The 15,083-nt window shown below is 27.2% G+C and carries 15 protein-coding genes; 6 read left to right on the top strand and 9 right to left on the bottom strand.

Annotated features, from left to right (window positions below; all coding sequences use genetic code 11):
* Positions 1 to 230: 230 nt before the first annotated feature.
* Positions 231 to 1,214 carry a DUF2156 domain-containing protein gene (locus KJQ97_RS06805; RefSeq protein ID WP_336606890.1) on the top strand — a complete coding sequence of 328 codons (984 nt, stop codon included), beginning with the start codon at positions 231 to 233 and terminating at the stop codon, positions 1,212 to 1,214.
* Positions 1,211 to 1,651, top strand: a complete 441-nt coding sequence (rimI, locus tag KJQ97_RS06800) for a ribosomal protein S18-alanine N-acetyltransferase (RefSeq protein ID WP_214116611.1) — start codon at positions 1,211 to 1,213, stop codon at positions 1,649 to 1,651. Before KJQ97_RS06805 ends, rimI begins: the two co-directional genes overlap by 4 nt.
* A 9-nt stretch (positions 1,652 to 1,660) precedes the next feature.
* Here rimI and KJQ97_RS06795 read toward each other — a convergent pair whose 3' ends face one another.
* From KJQ97_RS06795 to KJQ97_RS06775, 5 genes are all read right to left on the bottom strand, one after another.
* Positions 1,661 to 2,890 (bottom strand): glutamate-5-semialdehyde dehydrogenase, encoded by a 1,230-nt coding sequence (locus KJQ97_RS06795; protein ID WP_214120358.1) that lies wholly within the window; start codon positions 2,888 to 2,890, stop codon positions 1,661 to 1,663.
* A gap of 2 nt (positions 2,891 to 2,892) precedes the next feature.
* Positions 2,893 to 3,693, bottom strand: coding sequence for a glutamate 5-kinase (gene proB / locus KJQ97_RS06790; protein ID WP_214116606.1), 801 nt, complete (start codon positions 3,691 to 3,693; stop codon positions 2,893 to 2,895).
* A 129-nt stretch (positions 3,694 to 3,822) separates the two neighbouring features.
* Positions 3,823 to 4,479 (bottom strand): LutC/YkgG family protein, encoded by a 657-nt coding sequence (locus tag KJQ97_RS06785; RefSeq protein WP_214116603.1) that lies wholly within the window; start codon positions 4,477 to 4,479, stop codon positions 3,823 to 3,825.
* Positions 4,472 to 5,902: a LutB/LldF family L-lactate oxidation iron-sulfur protein gene (locus KJQ97_RS06780; protein WP_214116601.1), complete on the bottom strand. Its 1,431-nt coding sequence runs from the start codon at positions 5,900 to 5,902 to the stop codon at positions 4,472 to 4,474. Before KJQ97_RS06780 ends, KJQ97_RS06785 begins: the two co-directional genes overlap by 8 nt.
* The gene (locus tag KJQ97_RS06775; RefSeq protein ID WP_214116599.1) at positions 5,899 to 6,636 is read right to left on the bottom strand and encodes a (Fe-S)-binding protein; all 738 of its coding nucleotides are present in this window, start codon (positions 6,634 to 6,636) and stop codon (positions 5,899 to 5,901) included. The genes KJQ97_RS06780 and KJQ97_RS06775 overlap by 4 nt, the downstream gene beginning before the upstream one ends.
* Positions 6,637 to 6,699: 63 nt before the next feature.
* Here KJQ97_RS06775 and KJQ97_RS06770 point away from each other — a divergent pair, with 63 nt between their 5' ends.
* Genes KJQ97_RS06770 through KJQ97_RS06755 form a run of 4 tightly spaced genes read left to right on the top strand, consistent with a single transcriptional unit; the run spans position 6,700 to position 10,271 of the window.
* Positions 6,700 to 7,209, top strand: coding sequence for a rhomboid family intramembrane serine protease (locus KJQ97_RS06770; RefSeq protein WP_214116597.1), 510 nt, complete (start codon positions 6,700 to 6,702; stop codon positions 7,207 to 7,209).
* A gap of 1 nt (position 7,210) precedes the next feature.
* Positions 7,211 to 7,948 carry a hypothetical protein gene (locus tag KJQ97_RS06765; protein ID WP_214116595.1) on the top strand — a complete coding sequence of 246 codons (738 nt, stop codon included), beginning with the start codon at positions 7,211 to 7,213 and terminating at the stop codon, positions 7,946 to 7,948.
* Between the two features lie 9 nt (positions 7,949 to 7,957).
* Positions 7,958 to 9,001, top strand: a complete 1,044-nt coding sequence (locus KJQ97_RS06760) for an NAD(P)-dependent alcohol dehydrogenase (RefSeq protein WP_214120357.1) — start codon at positions 7,958 to 7,960, stop codon at positions 8,999 to 9,001.
* Positions 8,994 to 10,271: an MFS transporter gene (locus KJQ97_RS06755; RefSeq protein ID WP_214120356.1), complete on the top strand. Its 1,278-nt coding sequence runs from the start codon at positions 8,994 to 8,996 to the stop codon at positions 10,269 to 10,271. The genes KJQ97_RS06760 and KJQ97_RS06755 overlap by 8 nt, the downstream gene beginning before the upstream one ends.
* A 345-nt stretch (positions 10,272 to 10,616) precedes the next feature.
* Here KJQ97_RS06755 and ftsZ read toward each other — a convergent pair whose 3' ends face one another.
* From ftsZ to KJQ97_RS06735, 4 genes are all read right to left on the bottom strand, one after another.
* Positions 10,617 to 11,801 carry a cell division protein FtsZ gene (gene ftsZ / locus KJQ97_RS06750; RefSeq protein WP_214116589.1) on the bottom strand — a complete coding sequence of 395 codons (1,185 nt, stop codon included), beginning with the start codon at positions 11,799 to 11,801 and terminating at the stop codon, positions 10,617 to 10,619.
* A gap of 3 nt (positions 11,802 to 11,804) precedes the next feature.
* Positions 11,805 to 13,223, bottom strand: a complete 1,419-nt coding sequence (gene ftsA, locus KJQ97_RS06745; RefSeq protein WP_214116587.1) for a cell division protein FtsA — start codon at positions 13,221 to 13,223, stop codon at positions 11,805 to 11,807.
* Entirely contained in the window at positions 13,220 to 14,695 is a 1,476-nt protein-coding gene (locus KJQ97_RS06740; RefSeq protein WP_214120355.1) for a peptidylprolyl isomerase, read from the bottom strand. The genes ftsA and KJQ97_RS06740 overlap by 4 nt, the downstream gene beginning before the upstream one ends.
* Before the next feature lie 67 nt (positions 14,696 to 14,762).
* Positions 14,763 to 15,083 (bottom strand): hypothetical protein (locus tag KJQ97_RS06735; RefSeq protein ID WP_214120354.1); only part of this gene is annotated, 321 nt, incomplete at its 5' end.

Below are 15,083 nucleotides of genomic sequence, written 5' to 3'. Positions count from 1 at the left end.
ATTTAAAAATATACTTATATGATTAAATCACAACAATAGAATTTATAAAAAACTTAATATAGTCAAAATCTACATATATTTCTAAAAATATAAAAGTAAAAATTAACAAATTCTCTAATTTGAACTATTTATAAAACACTTAGAAAATAATTAATTTAGCTAATTGATTATATCTAATAAGTTACTTTAATAACCTATAATCGCGACATTTTTTTAAAAAAAGGATTAAAGTGGCAGAGATAAAACTACAAGGACATACACTAAAATCATTTGACTTAAAAACAAAACCAATTATGCAAGAATACTTAAAGGATTTTGATGTTAATGTCAGTGATTATTCATTTTGTGCGAACTATATTTGGCTTTCTAAAGCTAGTGGATTTTATTCAATAATCAATAATACATTTTGCTTATTTGTTATGAATGGTGGAGAATTATCTATGTTATTACCACCACTAGGAAAACCTCAAGATTGTTATGATAGCATACCAGAATGCTTTAAGATTATGAATGAAAACAATACTTCTACATATTACTCTAAAATTGAATATGTTTGTGATAACTTCTTAGAAGGATTTATTACCCATACAAATGAAGGTGAAGTTATGTTTAGCTCACTAGATAATTATATAATAGAAAAAAAATTAGCAGATTATATATATGTAAGCGATGATTTAATAGAGCTTAGGGGTAATGCTTATCACACTAAAAGAACCGAAATTAATAAATTTAAAAGAGTATATCCAAATTATTTTTTACAGACATTAGATTGCAAAAAACATAGCGATGATATAAAAATGCTTTTTGATAAATGGGTAAGCGATAGGATTAAATATGTTCCAAAAGCAGAAGTAGATGCGTTTTTAGATGGAATTTATCAAGAAAGATTAGCGATTAAAAAATGCTTACAAGATTACGAGACATTAGGACTAGATGGCTTAGTAATTTATATTGATGATGAATTAAAAGGCTTTACAATAGGCGAAAAAATATGTAGCGATACAGCAAGTGTATTGATTGAAAAAACTGATTTTGAAACTTTAGGTTGTGCTCAATTTATCTTTAGAGAATTTTCAAAAGTTTTAAAAGAAAAATATGATTGTAAATACATAAATGTAGGAGATGATATGGGCTTTGAAAACCTAAAAAAAGTTAAAATGTCGTATCGTCCAGAAAAAATCATACCAAAATACACAATATATCAAAAACTATGATTATAAAAGCTACTAAAACTCATTTAAAAGACCTTTTGCTAATTGAAGAAGAATGTTTTAAAAATGATTGTTTTAAGTTAAGTAAAAATAATTTCTTATATCACATAAAAAAAGAAAATATATTTATTTTTTTATGTGATAAAAAAGTAGCTGGATATATTATGAAGCTTACTTATAAAAATAGTATTAGAATATATTCTTTAGCGATAAAAGATGAATTTAAGGGTTTAAAAATAGGCACAAAATTATGCGAAGAACTAATTAATAATGCTAAAGTATTAAATAAAGAAAAGATATTTTTAGAAGTAAGAGTAAGCAATATAAATGCTATTAATTTATATAAAAAACTTCAATTTAAAGAAGAAAAAATCTTAAAAAATTATTATAGCAATGAAGATGGTATTAAAATGACGCTTATATTAAAGCCTAAAAATTAGGCTTTAAGTTTATTTTCTAATATGAGCATTTCCTATGATTTGATATTTTGTAGTTGTTAATTCATTTAATCCCATAGGACCTCTTGCATGAAGTTTTTGAGTGCTTATTCCTATTTCAGCTGCATAGCCAAATTCCGCACCATCGCTAAATCTAGTGCTAGCATTTACATATAAAACTGCTGAATCAATCTCATCTAAGAACTTATTAATATTAGTATAATCTTGAGAAATTATCGCTTCTGAATGATTTGTGCTGTATTTTTGAATGTGAAGTATAGCTTCATTAATATCATCTACTATTTTAATAGCTAGTATTAAATCTTCAAATTCTTCTTCCCAATCACTCTCGTTTGCCTTTTTATAATTTTTTAAAAATTTCTCACACTTAGTGCAAACTCTAAGTTCTACATTAGGCATTTTGCTTTCTAATAAAGGCAAAATCTCACTAGCTATATTTTTATTAATGAGTAAAGTCTCTACACTATTACATACCCCTGGTCTTTGCGTTTTAGCATTATTTATAATATTTATAGCATCATCTATTTTCGCATTATAATCAACATAAATATGACAATTCCCTACTCCTGTTTGAATGCAAGGAATTAGGCTATTATTTTTAACTTCATTAATCAAACTAGCACTACCCCTTGGAATTACCACATCTATATAATCATTCGCCCTTAAAAGCTCTTTTACTAAATCCCTGTTAGTATCACTTACAATCTGAACGAAATTCTCATCTAAATCAAACCTTTTTAATACCTTTTGAAAAATTGAAACTAAAAATAAATTAGTATTTAAAGCTTCCTTTCCACCCCTTAAAATCACTACATTAGAACTCTTAAAACATAGTGCAAAAGCATCTACGCAAACATTAGGACGAGATTCAAAAATAATAGCAACTACTCCTAAAGGCACCTTAATTTGCTGCATTTTTAGACCATTTTCTAAAGTCTTTCCAAATACTACCCTACCCACTACATCATCAAGTAAAGCAACATTTCTTAAAGTGCTTATCATATTATTTATTCTATTTTCATTAAGTCTTAATCTATCTACAAAAGCACTTTTTAGATTTGAATTATCATTAATATCTTTAAGGTTTGCTTTTAATAAACCATCAATATTTGCAAGTATTTCATCAGCACAAGAATTTAAAACTTCTTTTTTAATACTTGAATTAAGCTTAGCTAATTTAGTCTTTGCATTTTTTGCATTCTTGCATAAAATATCAATCATTTTTACTCCTTATCAAAAATAGTTCCTATATCAGCACCACTAATTAACTCGCTAATATTCATAGGATTAGAGCCATTTAAAATAGCCATTCTTACACCATTTTTAGCACAATTACTTGCAGCTTGTAATTTTGTCTTCATACCACCTATACTAAACTCACTACCTTTATCTCCGCCCATTTGCATAATCTCATCTGTGATTTTTTCTACATAAGAAATTCTTTTTGCATTAGGATTGTTCTTAGGATTTGCTGTATAAAATGCGTCTATATCACTTAAAATTATTAGCAAATCAGCCTTGATTAGACAAGCAACACTAGCTGAAAGGCTATCATTATCACTAAATTCAATCTCATAAGTTGAAATAGTATCATTAGCATTAATTATCGGGATAATTTCGTATTTTAATAAAGTATTTAAAGTGTTTTCAGTATTTTGTTTTCTTTGTTCTATTTCAAAATCATCTTTAGTTAGTAAAACTTGTGCTACAAATGAACTAAAATTAGCAAATGCGTTTTGATAAATATGCATAAGCTCTGCTTGACCTATTGCTGCTGCTGCTTGTTTTTCCATGGTAATTGTAGGTCTTTGCTTAAAGCCAAGTTTTTTTGAACCAACCCCAATCGCACCTGAAGTAACCAATACAACTTCTTTTCCTTGATTTTTCAAATCAGCTAAAACCCAAGCTAACTTATTAATTAATCCTAAGTTTAAATTACCATTCTCATAAGTTAGAGTTGATGTGCCAACTTTGATTACAATTCTTTTGCTATCTTTTAAATTAATTTTTAAATTCTCATTCATATTTTCCCCTTATTTAGAAGAATATTAAATACTTTAAATTAATGCTTAAATATAAAAATTACAAATGAGAATTTAAAATGATTAGAATATAAAATAATAATATTTTACCCCTAATATTAGGGGTAAATTTTAGTAAAATATTATATGAACTTTTTGACTTCCATGAACTCCAAAAACGGTTACAAGCTCAATATCAGATGTTCTACTAGGACCTGCAATATATAAAATATTAGTAGGTAAAATCTCATTTTCAGCTTTTATTCTAGCAAGACCACTAGCAAGTGAAGGCTCAATTTTTGTTTTATCAAGTAGCATAATGCAAAGCATTGGAGCAAGGCTTAGCATTCTTGGTTGATTTGCACTTGATTTTATACAAGCAACCCCATGTGAGCTAATAGCAAATTCTACATCAATTACTGAAAAATCACTATGAAAAACTTCACTTCTTAATTCTTCTACGCTTTTATCAAAACAAACTTTTTTACTTGCATTTATTTTTTCTACATCAGCACTTAGGCTTTTTGGATAAATTAAAGATGAATATCCATAAGAGCTTGTGATTTTGTTTATTTCATCATAAACATTGTCTAAGCCACTAACTTCATGAACTTCAAATTTGTTTTCACTCATTTTAGTTTTAGTTTCTTCTAAAGGATTATCGCTTTGTTTTATATGCACACTTGGGTCTATACTTTTATCATTTAACTCGTGTCTTACACCACATTCAATTGCATTTAAAATCTGATTTCTTGAGCGATTGCTTATCTCTTCAATTCTCTTATTCATAAGAAACTCCTTCTAAGTTTTCTAATTCTTTATAAATATTTCCTTTAAGTTCAGGTAAGTCTTTATAAGTAGCCCAATTTTTAAGCACAGGTAGGCTTGTTCCTAGACTTTGTAATAGCCAGTTAAACTTACTTGCGTTACCAATAGCAACTCTCCACATTTTTGGACTTGTAGCAATATCAGCAAACTTAGCAAATCCATAGCTTTCCATTGCACTATGCTCTAATTCATTTGCACCTAGTGGAGCATTGTCCCCAGCTTCACCTATCTTATCACGGCGTAATTTTCTAATCATACTATCAAGTGGGATTTTTACAGGGCAAACTTCAGAGCAACGACCACATAAAGAACATAAACTTAAAATATCTCCATGCTCTTTCATACCGAATAATTGCGGAGATATAACTTCTCCAATTGGACCAGGATAAACAGCATCATAACTATGACCGCCGATTTTATCATACACAGGACAAAAGTTCATACAAGCACCACATCTAATGCAGCGTAATGCTTCATAATAATCTTCGTTACTTAAAATATTTGTTCTATGGTTGTTAAATAATATTATATGCACTTCTTTAGGACCATCTAGCTCATCAGCTTTTCTAGGACCTGTAATAATATTATTATATGCAGGGATAAATTGTCCTGTAGCAGATGGAGTTAATAATGTATCAGTTGTAGCTGCATCAGTAAAACTCTCTACTATTTTTTCAATTCCACAAATTGCTACATGAATAGTTGGAGCAGTTGTGCACATTCTACCATTGCCTTCGTTTTCAATCAGCCAAATAGCACCTTCACTTGAAATTGCAAAATTTACCCCGCTAATTCCCATTTGCAAACCTTCAAATTCATTTCTTAAATGAGTTCTAGCAATTGCATTTAATTTTTCAGGCTCACTTTCTTTAGCTACGCCTAATTTTTCACTAAATAATTCTCCTATTTCATAACGATTTTTATGAATTGCAGGAACAACTATATGAACAGGAGTTTCATTACCTAATTGTAAAATTAGCTCTCCTAAATCAGTCTCAATTGCATTTAAGCCTTTGTGTTCTAAATAGTGATTTAAGCCTATTTCTTCACTAGCCATTGATTTGCCTTTTAAGACTTTGCTAATTTTCTTTTCCATCATTAGCTCATAAATTATCTCACAAGCATCTTCTTTAGTATTTGCAAAATGCACTTTCATTCCATTTTTTGTAGCATTTTTTTCAAATTCTAATACCCTATCTTTTAAGGTATATAAAGCATTATTTTTAGCTTTTTGTGCTTTTGTTCTAAGCCCTTGCCAATCTTGAAATTTTGCATTTATTAGGTTTTTTCTTCTATCTTGTAAGGCGTGCATTGCAGAGCTTACATTTTCTCTCATTTGTTTATCAGCTAATTTAGTTTTAATTAATTCACTATGATTTTTCATATCTTTTCTCCTTGCATTCTAGCAGCTAAAAAGTCATATAAATGATAAGTTTTGATATCAAGACCCATTTTTGCAATAGTTCCACGAATGTTTAATAAACACCCACCATCAGCTGAAATTATAACCTTTGCTCCACTTTCAACTATATCATTTACTTTTGCAGTTGCCATAGCGTTTGAGATTTCAGGCTCTTTTACACTAAAAGTCCCACCAAATCCGCAGCATTCTTCCTCGTATTTAAGCTCAACTAATTCAACATTTTTAAGACTTCTTAATAAATTTTTAGAAGCTTCAATGCTTTTTTGCACTCTTAAAGCGTGGCAATTGCTATGCCAAGTAACCTTAATAGGCTCTCCTTTATCTTCTATCTTAAATCCGATTTGTTCTAAATATTGACTAAGCTCTATTACTTTTGAGCTAAATTTTTTAATTTTTTCATAATTTGCGTCATCTTTAAAAAGCTCAACATAATCATGGCTCATCATACCACCGCAACTTCCACTAGGAATTACTACTGGCAAATCTTCACTAAATAATTCGGCATTATATAAAGCTACTTTTTTAGTATCTTTAAAATACCCTGTGTTATAACTTGGCTGACCGCAACAGGTTTGATCTTTTTTAAAAATCACTTCAACTCCAGCACTTCTTAAAAGCTTAATAGAGTTTAAAATAGTATTCTGCATAGCAGCACTTGCTAGACAGGTCGCATAAAAATATACTTTTTTTTGCATTTTTAACCCTTTTTAATAAAATGATAATTTATTATATAACTTTAAAAATATTAAAGGGTTAAAATGGTTTTTTATGCGATTATTTTTTTAAATGTGTTGATTTATTTACTTGAATTTTTATTTGGTAAATCTGTATTTATAAATAACTTTGCACTTTATTATGGAAGTGATTTTTATACATTTTTTACCTACTCGTTTTTGCACGGAGATTTTGAGCATATTTTTATGAATATGGTAATGCTTTTTATGCTATCTCAAATTCTTAGATTTTTAAATATCAAACACTTACTAATTGTGTATTTTGTAGGTGCAATTATTTCATCTTTGGGGTATTATTATTTAATGATAAATATGGGATATTATAATTTCATTTTACTTGGAGCTAGTGGAGCTATTAGTGCTTTGATGGGTTATGCTGCAATTATTTTAAGACAAAATGGATTTTTAATAGCTATTGTAGTAACTAGTATAATTTCTGCTGTGATTTTTCAAAATATTGCTTGGCAGGCTCATATTTTTGGTGCTATTTTTGGCATAATCTATGCTTATGGAATTTATTTTTTAAGGAGATAGAATGAAAAATTTTTTAAAAGGTTTTAGCTTATGCTTTAGTTTATTTATATTCTTTATATTAGGATTAATATCTACTAAAATTTATGAGTATTTAATAAATAAAGATGAAATTGTTATTGAGCAAACAATAGAAGTAGAAAAAAGATTAAATTATGATTCTTATATTTCAAATCCAAAATTTACTATGACAAAACAACTTAGTATAAAAGAAAATCTAAATGAAAATGAAAAGAATGAAATAGAAGAGTTATTCTCTAAGGTATTAGAAAGAGTAAAAGAAAGTAATTTATGTGAAGGTGGAAGCTATATATTACAACCTAATATAGCCTATCAAGATGGAATGAATATTCCAAATGGTTATAAATTTGATTCTGCTTTAAGATGCGAGTTTAAAAAAGAGGAATATCAAAACTATAAGAATTTATTAAAAGATATAGATAACATACTAGCTAATAATGAGTATATTACAATTAATTCTCCTGCCTTAAATCTATCAGTTAGTAAAGAAGAAATAAGCATAATAAAACAAGAATTGTATGATGAAATATTTAAAAAAGCTATAAGTATAAAAGATAAATATTCTAATCTTACAAATAAAATTTGTGAAATAAAATCAATAAAACATTATGAATTAGCACAAAATCAAATATTAGGTGCTGATTATAAATACGATGATACACCAATAGAAAAAGATAGTGATTTTAAACTAAACGCCACTTTAGAATTAACTTGCAAATAAGGAAAAAATATGAGTGAAATTATAACTAAAGGCTTTGCAGCTTATGATGAAAGTGCTAATTTTAAGCCAATTACTTTTAAAAGAAGTGCTTTAAGAGATGATGAGATATTGATTAAAACTATGTATTGTGGGATTTGCCATAGTGATATTCACGCTGCTAAAAATGAATGGAAAGCTACAAAATATCCTATAGTTCCAGGTCATGAAGTAGTTGGCTTAGTAGTTGAAATCGGTAAAAATGTAAAAGAATTTGAAATAGGAAATTACGCAGGAATTGGTTGTTTGATTAATTCTTGTGGTGAATGTGATGCTTGTTTAAACTCAAATGAGCAATTTTGTCAAAAAGGTGCTGTTTGGACTTATAATAGCGTTGATTATTTTAATAATTCAGAAATTACTAAAGGCGGATATTCAAATTATATAAAAGTTCATAAAAACTATGCAATTAAAGTTCCTAATAATGCTCCACTAAAACTAATTGCTCCACTTTTTTGTGCAGGAATTACTACTTATTCTCCACTTAAATTCTCTAAAGTTAGTAAAGGTATGGATGTAGCAATCGCAGGATTTGGAGGCTTGGGTGTAATGGCTTTTAAATACGCAAAAGCAATGGGTGCAAATGTTAGTGTAATAGCTAGAAACGATACTAAAAAAGAAGCAGCTATTAAACTTGGAGCAAGTAATTATTATAATGATATTAATAAGGTTGATAAAAAATTTGATGTAATAATTAGCACAATTCCAAGTAAATATGATGTCTTAGCGTATGCAAGAGCTTTAAAATACGGCGGAGAAATGGCAATCGTTGGCTTACCACCAATAAACGAGCAAGTATCAATTAGTCTAAATGCCTTAATTAGAGTAAGTCATAAGAAAATTTATGGCTCATTAATAGGTGGCATTAAAGAAACTAAAGAAATGCTTGAATTTTCATTAAAACACTCAATTTATCCAGAAGTTAAAATCATAAAACCTGATGAAATTAATAAAGCTTATGATGATTTATTGAATAATTCAAATTCTTTTAGATATGTAATTGATTTTAATGAATAAAAATCTAATTTTAAGCCTAATATCTTTAGGCTTAATATCATTTTTAAGCGTATTAATTGAAACTTCTTTAAATGTAACTTTTGCTTATTTAATACAAACTTTTAATATTGATATTAATAAGGCTTCTTTGCTTACTTCTATGTTTTTACTAGCAATCACACTTACAATGCCACTAAGCTCATATTTAGTAAATCAAATAAATACTAAAAAACTTTTTATTTTTACTAATTTATTATTTTTAATAAGCCTAATAATTTGCTCAAGTGCAAGTGAGTTTTATATTTTAGTTTTTGCTAGATTTTTACAAGGAATTGCTGCAGGTATTGCTCTACCACTTATGTTTAATATGGTAATTTTTAAAGCTAGTGAAAAATACTTCGGATTTTTGATGGGATTTTGTATATTTTTAGTAGCGACTGCACCTGGTTTTGGGCCAATTTATGGTGGATTTATTATGAAATATTTTCAGTTTAAAGATATTTTTATATTTTTAATACCTTTTTTGGTTTTTGCCTTTGTTTTAGGAATTAAAAATATTCCAAATCTTGGAACAAAATATAAATTAGACTTAAAAGAATATATATTAATTGTATTGCTAGTAATTAGTGTTGCTATAAGTATTAAATATATTTATATTTTATTTTTTAGTATTTTAATTATTTTTATGCTAAATAAAAGCAAAATTATTGCAAGTGCTAAGAATTTGCAATTTTTCTCATCTACTTTAATTGTATTTTTAATGCAGTTTTTTGCTTTAAGCTACTCGTTAATACTACCGAATTATTTAATTATGAATAAAAATTATGATAATTTTGAAGCTAGTAAAGTAATGCTTTTAGGCTCATTAATTGCTGCTATTTTATCTCCAATAAGCGGATATTTAAGCGATAAATTTGGCTCTTTTAAATTAAGTTTGCTAGGTATTTTTATCATAATAATTGCAAATATTTTATTATTAAATATTGAAGAAAAAACATTATTAAATCTTTCAATATGTTATTTAATTTATGCTTTCGCACAAGGCTTATCTATGAGTGCTTTAATTTCTTACTCTATAAAAATTTCTAAAGATAAAACAAATGCAAATAATTATATAAATACTTTTCAACAAAGTTTTGGAAGCTATGCTGTGATGATAATATCTATAATTTTTAATAATAATTACGAAATTGGCTTTTTAAATTCTATAAAATTAATACTATTTTTAGCGTGTTTACAATTAATCTTAATTTATTTTGCTTTTAGAAAAAAATCTAGCAATGGTTTTTAATCATTGCTAGATTTTTTATTATATAAACTTATGTAAAGAATGTAAGTGATATAAAATAAGTTGAAAGCTTTATGTGCTCGTTATTTAAGCTTGATTTTTGTAAAATGTAAGTGCTTTACAAAGTGTATAAAATAAGAGTTTTTGCTTTACATTTTATAAAATGCTTTTAAAAAACCTTTACAACATACTTTACAAAATCTTTATAAAAGCCCATTAAATCGGCTTTAAAATACTTTATAAAATCTTTTTAAATAAATATATGCAAAAAATATTGCGGGGACATTTGGGGGATATTTTGTCCCCCATAAATAAAATTATAGCAACATTTTAAGCCAATTTTTTATATTAATCTTGACCATTTCTAACGAATGCAGGTTCGTTAAAATCTCTAGTTTTATAATCTACTTTTATTGTTCCACCACTTACTTTTTGCATTTCAGGTTGAACTATTTTATAACTTAACTCTTCTTCACGCTTTTTGCTCTCTTGCTCAATTTTAGCTTTTTGTGCTCTTGTTTCATCAAAACCTGTAGCTATAATAGTAACTTCAACAGCATCAGCTGGCAAGCTAGTATCTAATACATGTCCGCAGAATACATTTAAATCTTCGTTACTAGAATTTGAAATCTCTTCCATTGTCTCAACAAGTTGGAAGAAAGGAATATTTTCACCATAGCTAAAAAATACTATCATAGCTTTAGCATCTTGTAGGTTAGTTGTATAATTTTCTAATAATGGAGAATCAATTGCATTTGCATACGCTTCTTTAATAGCATTTTCACCTTCAGCTCTTCCCATTCCCATAAGTGCTGTTCCACGATGGCTCATAACAGAAGTAACATCTGCAAAATCTATATTAGTATCAGCTTCAATTAATAACATTTTAATTATGCCGGTTACAGCATTTACTAAAACATCATTAGCAAATTTGTTAGCTTCTCTAGTATTTAAAGTTTTTGGAACTACTAATTTTAACTTATCATTTTGGATTAATATAACGCAATCGCTTTCTTTTTTTAGCTCTTCTAATCCTTTTTCAGCAGCTTTAATTCTAGCTTTTTCATAGCTAAATGGGAATGTAGCAACAGAAACAACAAGTATGCCTAAAGATTTTGCAATTTTAGCAATAACTGGACCTGCACCAGTGCCAGTTCCACCACCTAGACCTTCAGCGATAAATAATAATTCTGTTCCTGCTAAGCGTTCTTTAATTTCATCTTCAACTTCTTCAGCTGAAATTCTACCTATTTCAGGATTTGCACCAGCTCCACGACCATTTGTCTTCTTTGGTCCTAATTGTATTTTAATGTTTGCTTTTGACCTATTTATATCTTGAATATCAGTATTTGCAATCATAATATCTACATTAGAAATATCAACTTTTAAAGAACTAGCACAAGTTTCTACAATATGATTTATCATATTTCCACCTGCTCCACCAACACCAATTACTTTTATCTTAACGCCGCAATCCATTTCACTCTCCATTACTTTAAAATCTATATTATCACCTAAAATATCAAAATCCATTTCTTAAAATATCCTTTCTATATAAGCACAAACTTTCTTCCAAGATTTAGCAAAAACGCCTTCAGATTTTTCTTCATTAGAACTAATCTTTAATGACTCTAATACTTCATCTTTGTCATTTTTTTCAATCTTAAGCAATTTTTGTTCCTTAACATCTATATTTGTGTAATAAGAAGTATTGTTTTTAGTTTCTATTTCTTTATCTACCGAAAAATCTATAATTTTTTCTAATTCTGTGGTTTTTTGTCTAGTTAATAAAACACCACTAGAATTAAGCTCATATTTAGTATGAAAACCACAAGAATACATACATAGGCCTAATAAACATGTATATTCAGGCATAGTAAAAATCTCATTATCCCCATAAAATACGCTATTTTTTTCTATAACGGTTCTTACGGCTTTATTGTTAAATTTAGGAGTTGCTCTTTCAGCCATATTGTCTATTTTGAAACAACCTCCAGTTAAAACTACTCTTGAGAAAAATTTCTCATAAGGACTATCATCTATGCTAGCATATATACATTCAAGCATTTCTGTAAGTCTCATATTTACACACTTTGAAACTGATTCAACAGATACTCTATCAAGAGTTTGAGAACCGGTTTTGTAATATTCTACATGAGTGCTATTTTCTTCATCTTTAAATAAAGAAAATTGTAATTTAATTTTATCTGCAACCTCATTGCTAGCGGTAAGATATTTAGCAATATCGCTTGTAATATGCCAAGAACCAAAAGGAAAATAATACATCCATATAATTGAATTATAAGCATATATTGCAATATCACATACTTGCGAACCACAATCAATGATAGCAACACCATTTTCTCTTTCATCGTTATTTAAACAATAAATTGAATTAGCATATATAGAAGATACTAAAACATAGTTTTTTATATCAGCATTTGATAATATTTGCTTTATATTTTCATAATCATTTTTATTCATAGTAATAATATTAGCTTCCAATCTAAAGCTTGAAGCCATCATACCAAGTGGATCTTCAATATTATCAGTATTATTCGCTCTAAATCTATAAGGCAGTATATGAATTGGAATTTGATCGCTATGAATATCTGCAGATGTTCTAGCAGCATTAATTGCTTTTTCTATATCCTTAATCGTAATTGCCGAGCCATTAGCATCTAGCCTTATGTCAGCATATCCAGTTACAGAATTTGTATAAGCTCCACTAACAGAAACAGCAATTTTATCTATATTAATACTTAAATTTTCCTTAACCTTATTTACTGCTTTTTTAATGGAATTACTTGCGTCATTAATGCTTGTAATTTTTCCAGATTTAATTCCGTAAGTTTGTGTATTAGCAACACTAACTACTTTGATACCTTCCCCATCAAAACTAACAATAGCTACTTTTATTAAACTAGAACCAAGATCAATAGCTAAAATATTCAAAATTCACTACCTTTATAATAATTTTTAATTTCATAACGCTTATCTAATTCTTTTATTAAATCATCAAGCATAAGAGTAAAATTAATATTTTTCAACTCATTACTTAAATCAGTATTATTCTTTTCACTTGTATTATCAACTAATTTTTGAGAAAGTATTTCATATACTAATACTTTATCATTTAAAAGCACATAAGATTTTTTAGTATTTTTTAAAAATAACTCGCTCACAAATGTAAAAAATTCTGTATCCGTTAAATCGGTATTATTTTTAGAAACTTTAGATATAAAACCTATATTTTTGCCATTAATTTTATCTTTTTTTAATTCTTCTTCACCTGTATTTGACAATAATTCTTTAAATTTTAATTCTCTTAAATCTTCTTCTACCATCATTTTAGCTTTTTCAAATTCTAAAGCAGTTGGCTGATTTATTTTATCAAGTCTTACTATGTAATATTTATTATCCATAATAAAAGGCTTACTCATTTCACCTACTTTTAAATCTTTATTTTGTAAAACTAATTCAGAATAAGCATTTTGATTTGTAGTTGATTGGAATTTAATTTCATTATTTTTTAACTTAATGTAATCAAGTTTAGCTTCTTTTTCTAACAAACTTAAAGCAAAATCTATCTTAACATCATTTAATGCTAGTTCATATTCTTTAATTTTGCCTTCTTCATCTTTATAATTAAATTTATTATTTTCCCAATAAGCTTTCATATCACTTTCAATTAAATTGTCTAAATTAGGATTTAATGTATATACAGAATAATTATATGATAGTTCAGTTTTATATTCATCTTTATGTTCTTGCCAATAAGACTTTAATTCATCTTCGCTTAATTTGATTTTATCTTCTTCTTTAGACAAATCTATAGTTTTTAAATTTATCTCATCTTGCATATTTAAACTAGCATTTGCAATTTCTAATTCTTCTTTATTTGCTGGAACTGCTAGTAATTTTAATAATTTAGAAATTTCTAATTTATTTTTAATTTGATTAGCAAAATCTGCTTCACTCATTCTTAAATTTTTCAAATATGTTAAATATTTACTTTTATCAAATGTTTTATCTTCTTCACTTTTATTAAATAACTCATAGCTAGCTATTGTTTTTACAACTTCTTCTTCACTAGCATAAAATCCCAAATCATAAGCATAATTTAATAATAATTTTTCTCTTATTAATTCCACTAATGCTTGTTTATCCAGTCCTAATTTTAACGCTTGTTCTTCTGTTAATTCACCATTAGATAATTGATTTTGAATATAAAATAATTCGCTATATTTATCATTAAATTCTTTATGTGTTACGCCTAAATTTCCTACTTTTGCTACATATTTGCTTCTTGAACTATTTAAATCTACACTACCCCAACCAACAGTTCCTGCACCAACAAATGCTATAACGCTAATCCAAATTGTAACAACTAAATATTTTTTATGACGCTGCATCCAAGTAATCATTATTTATCCTAATTTCAAGTGTTTTTAAAGAAAAATCCTATCTTATAAGCATTAACAAAGATTTAATTTATAAAGAAATTTTAGCCTGCAAATCTATATCAAAAATTTTAGAAAATAAACCATTAAAATCTCTATCAAAAATCAATAATCCAAAATTCTTTATCATTAAAAAATTAGATTTATTTTTTCTTAATTTATCTATTAAAACATTCATATCTTGTAAAATTAATTCATTTTCTATAAAAATATTTTGATTTTGATATTTCAAACTTGAACCATTACATATTTTCATTATATCTTTAGTGCAAACTACGGCTATCACTTTAGCTTGTGAAAAAGAATTATATATTTTTGAATGTAATTTTACATATTTACAAGCATCATATTG

Source organism: Campylobacter sp. 2018MI01, assembly GCF_018501205.1.
Taxonomy (GTDB): domain Bacteria; phylum Campylobacterota; class Campylobacteria; order Campylobacterales; family Campylobacteraceae; genus Campylobacter_E.
This window is presented reverse-complemented; position numbering and strand designations above follow the sequence as displayed.